Annotated in this window: 6 protein-coding genes; 4 read left to right on the top strand and 2 right to left on the bottom strand. The window is 71.2% G+C overall.

From position 1 onward, the window contains the following. Positions 1–176: 176 nt before the first annotated feature. The 4 genes from ACH4FH_RS38830 to ACH4FH_RS38815 all read left to right on the top strand — a co-directional run bounded on the left by ACH4FH_RS38830 (position 177) and on the right by ACH4FH_RS38815 (position 3304). A complete protein-coding gene (locus ACH4FH_RS38830; RefSeq protein WP_398560694.1) occupies positions 177–935 on the top strand; it encodes a MerR family transcriptional regulator in 759 nt (252 codons plus the stop codon). Positions 936–1274: 339 nt separating this feature from the next. Further along, on the top strand, positions 1275–1895 hold the full coding sequence (locus ACH4FH_RS38825; RefSeq protein ID WP_398560693.1) for a DUF6230 family protein: 621 nt from the start codon (positions 1275–1277) through the stop codon (positions 1893–1895). A gap of 1 nt (position 1896) precedes the next feature. Continuing rightward, positions 1897–2421: a DUF6114 domain-containing protein gene (locus ACH4FH_RS38820; RefSeq protein ID WP_398560692.1), complete on the top strand. Its 525-nt coding sequence runs from the start codon at positions 1897–1899 to the stop codon at positions 2419–2421. A gap of 199 nt (positions 2422–2620) precedes the next feature. Further along, positions 2621–3304, top strand: a complete 684-nt coding sequence (locus ACH4FH_RS38815; protein ID WP_398560691.1) for a hypothetical protein — start codon at positions 2621–2623, stop codon at positions 3302–3304. Positions 3305–3395: 91 nt separating this feature from the next. On the opposite strand, the gene ACH4FH_RS38810 is transcribed toward ACH4FH_RS38815, so the two are convergent. Together ACH4FH_RS38810 and ACH4FH_RS38805 are read right to left on the bottom strand one after the other, a co-directional pair. Beyond that, positions 3396–3725 carry a hypothetical protein gene (locus tag ACH4FH_RS38810; RefSeq protein WP_398560690.1) on the bottom strand — a complete coding sequence of 110 codons (330 nt, stop codon included), beginning with the start codon at positions 3723–3725 and terminating at the stop codon, positions 3396–3398. Positions 3726–3739: 14 nt separating this feature from the next. After that, on the bottom strand, positions 3740–4145 hold a 406-nt coding region (locus tag ACH4FH_RS38805; protein WP_398560689.1), incomplete at its 5' end, for a cbb3-type cytochrome c oxidase subunit I.

The following is a 4145-nucleotide window of genomic DNA, read 5'->3' as shown; positions in this document are numbered from 1 at the left end:
GTCTTTTCTTGGTGGGGGGCCCCCGGGGGGGGGGGGCGGGGGGGGCCCCCCCCCCCGGGGGGGGCCCCCCCCCCCCCCCGCGGGGGGGGGCCCCCCCACTCCCGTCGACATCAGGCCGCCCGCCGCACGTCCGGAAGTCACCCGGATGAGGCCCGGAAGCGCCTAGACTTTCCTGGGTGAACGACGTACCGGAGCGCCAACAGGAATACCGTGTCACGGAGTTGGCGCGGGCCGCCGGCGTCAAGGTGCGCAATCTGCGCTACTACCAGGAGCGCGGCCTGCTGCCGCCGCCCCGCCGTGAGGGCCGGGTCACCTGGTACTCCCAGGAGCACCTCGCCCGGCTCCGGGTCATCTCCGGCCTCCTCGACCGCGGCTATGCGGTGAGCGGTATCGCGGAGCTGATCGCGGCCTGGGAGCAGGGCAGCGGAGTCGCCGAACTCCTCGGTCTGGAGGAGGCCATGACCCGCGAGTGGTCCCGCGAGGAGCCCGTGGAGATCGCTCTGGAGGACCTGGCGGCGATGTTCGGCCACGAGGCGACCGACGCCGCGATCCGGCGCGCCGTCGAGCTGGGGTACCTCACGGTCGACGGGGACACCGTCACCCATGTCAGCCGCCGACTGCTCGACGGGACACTCGCCCTGGTCAAGGAGGGTGTCCCGCTCTCGGTGGTGCTGGAGGCCGGAGCGTTCGCCCAGTCCAGGGTGGCGGAGTTGGCGGACCGCTTCGTCGAGGTCATCCGTACGCATGTGATCGGTGCCGCGGGCCTCGATCACCGCCCCCCGGCCGAACTCCAGCGCATCGCCCAGGCGGTGGACTCCCTGCGGCCGGTGGCAGGTGACGTGGTCAACGCCGAATTCGCGCGCGCCATGGAGCGCCGGGTGCGGGCCGAGCTGGGTGAGATCCTCAGCCGCGACGAGGGCCCCGGGCCGCAGTAGTCCGAAAACGGTCGCTCTCTCAACCTTGCCAGCGGTCATTGGCAGACTTACATTCAACTCGCCAGTAACACTCGGCAGTTCTCCACAATCACTCACAGCTCGTCACCGCGTACGACAGAGCCGCACGATCTCCCCCATGCATTGCCGGCTGCGGCTCAGCCGTGCCGCGCTCGGCCGCTCAGGTGGGCGGGCATCCGACGGACCGCGTTGCCCCCGGCCCCACGGCTTCCGTCGCTCGCCCGCGCCCCGCCGCTCCTCGCACGGCCCGTACGCAGCGTCACGCACTCCCCCACACGTTTCGACAGCGCGATCCACCGCTCTTCGAAGGGGACACACGTCATGAAGGACGCACACGGCAGACATGTCACGGGACGCATCAGCTGGCGGAAGTTCGCCGTGCTGTCCGTCCCGGCCCTCGCCGGCACCGCCGCCCTGGGCATCGCCCTGGCCAACGGGGCCCTCGCGGCCTCGTTCGCCGTCTCGGGGCAGCAGTTCAAGGTCTCGGCCGACAGTCTGAAGGGCGACGGCTTCGCCCAGTACGGCAGCGTGGACGCGAACGCCAGGGGCGAACTCCTGCCGGTCGCCGTCACCGCGATCAAGTCGGCGGAACTGAACAACCTGTGCCAGTCGGTGGTCACCCACCTGCCGGTCATCGGCGACATCTCGCTCAACCTCAGCGCCGGCACCGGAAGCAAGCCCGTCGAGGCGGTCGACCTCTTCGTCGACGCCACCCAGCTGTCCGGCAACGCCTCCTTCCACCGGATCGAGATCGGCCGGGACGCCTCCACCCTGGACAAGGGCCCCGACAGCGCGCAGGGCATGCAGGACCTGTTCGCCCAGCAGGCCGACGACGTCACCATCAGCAAGCTCCGGCAGACCGCCTGGGCGACCAACGCGGGCACCTTCAAGCTCTCCGGCCTGAGCATGAAGGTCTCCAAGGGCAAGAAGGAATGCTTCTGACATGGCGGCCGCCGCCGACCGGGGAACCGGACCGCTGACGGAGCCCGCGGTGGGCACCCGTCCCGCACCACCCGCCCGCGACGAGGGGCGCACCCGCCGTCCCGGAGGGTGGGCGCGGTGGCGGCGCTGGCGCAAGGGCCGCCCCTTCTGGGGCGGACTGGCCGCCGTCCTCGCCGGTGCGGAGATCTGCGCGCTCCCGCTGGCACCTCTGAAGATCATGCTCCAGCAGGGCATCGCCGGTATCCCGTCCGTGCTGATGGGGCTGGTGATGATCCTGATGGGCCTGTCGGCGTGGTTCGCGCCGCACTACCGCGGGCTCGCGGGCATCCTCACCGTGCTCGGCGCGGCGGCCGCGCTGGTGATGTCCAACCTCGGCGGCTTTCTCATCGGCACCGTCCTGGGAATTCTCGGCGGGGCGATGATCTTCGCCTGGCAGCCGATCCCGACAGCGGAACCCGCAGGCGCCGACGGCCCGGCCCCTGAGGAGCCCGCGGCCCCGTCCGCACCGGCTCCCGCCGAGCCGTAAGTACCACCGCACAGCAACTGCCCGGCCGTACGCACGCCATCATGCGGCCGCGCGGCTCCCGATAAGCGCCCGGCGTACGCACCGCCCGGCGCTCACCCCCTTATGCCCCGGCGCCCATTCACCTGCCCGCAGCAGGTGACCGATGCGCACGGGTCCGCACCCGCACCACCGGAATCCCCACCCCCCGAAGGAGACCCGCATGACGCACCCCACGCACCGTCCGCGCGCTCTGTTCACCGCCGGAACGGGCATCGTCGCGGCCGTCGCACTGTCCCTGGCCGCAACCGGCTCCGCGACGGCGCAGCCCGCCGACGCCTCGTCCGCGGCCGCCGCGTCCACGACCGTGAGCCCCGCCGGTCACGGCTTCACCGCCACTCTCAGCGGCAAGGCGACGTTCACGGCCGGATCGGTGACCGTCACCTGCACCACCTCGACCTCCAGTGGTCAGGTCCCGGCGGCGCCCGGCAACCAGAACGCGTCGGGCCCGGTGAGCAGTTCCATCTCCCCGGCGACCTACGGGTCCTGCACCACCAGCATGCCCGGCGTCAGTGCGACCGTCACCACGACCGGGAGCTGGGGCGTCGCCATGCAGGACGGCGCGCCGGTGACCGCGGGGCTGACCATCCCCACCGCCGGCTTCGTCCTCAAGACCAGCGGTCTTGCGTCCTGCACGGTGACCGCAGCGCCCACCGGGGCGGCGACGGTGAACGGCACCTGGGCCAACGGCGCGCCGTCCACCCTGACCTTCACCAACGCCTCGGTGCCGGTGAAGGTGGTGGGCGGTTTCGGCTGTCCCACCAGTGCGACCAGCTCGACGTTCAACGCCGCCTACAAGGTCACCGACACCACCGACCCCGCCTCCCAGATCACCGTCACCGGCTGAGTGACGGGTGACGGCCGTGCCGCGCCACCAACCACCCGCGGCCGTCGCCCTCGCTCCGCACCGCCGTACGGCGCCCCGGCCTCGTCGCACCTCATCGGGCGGCGAGGCCGGCGGCCGCCAGAGCCACCAGCACCGCCACGGCCACCATCCCGCTCACCCATGCGGCGAGCAGCCGCCGCCGCAGGGCGCGGTACACCTCTTCGTATTCGGCGCGCAGGGCGGCACTCCGTACCGCGATGCGCTCCAGGTAGGCCCGCGACGTCTCGCGCTGGTCCTGGCAATACCGCCGTTCGACCTCTCCACGCTGGGTGTCGGTGAGCCACGGCAGACCGGCGCAGAAGGCTTCCGCCCGGGTGCGGGCCCGGTCCTTCTCCGCCTCCCAGAGCAGATATCCCTCGATCTCGTTGATGGCTTCGTCCATCCGCATTCCCTCACTCACACGCGCGCCCCGCTCACGACCTCACGCACGGTCTCCGGGTGGTGCAGGTCGAATGCCGGGGATTCGGAACGAATACGTGGCAGCGTACGGAAGTTGTGCCGGGGCGGCGGGCAGGACGTCGCCCATTCCAGCGAACGGCCGTATCCCCAGGGGTCGTCGGTCTCGACCTTCCGGCCGTGTTTGGCGGTCTTCCAGACGTTGTAGAAGAACGGCAGCAGGGAACTCCCGAGGAGGAAGGAGAAGACCGTCGAGACGGTGTTCAGGGCGGTGAATCCGTCAGCGGCGAGATAATCGGGGATGCGGCGCAGCATGCCTTCGGCGCCGAGCCAGTGCTGGACGAGGAACGTGCCGTGGAAGCCGATGAACAGCGTCCAGAACGTGATCTTGCCGAGCCGCTCGTCG

This window comes from Streptomyces sp. NPDC017993 (assembly GCF_044328065.1).
In the GTDB taxonomy this organism is placed as follows: Bacteria; Actinomycetota; Actinomycetes; order Streptomycetales; family Streptomycetaceae; genus Streptomyces.
Note: the sequence above shows the minus strand (reverse complement) of the source record. Positions and strands in the feature narration are given on the sequence as shown.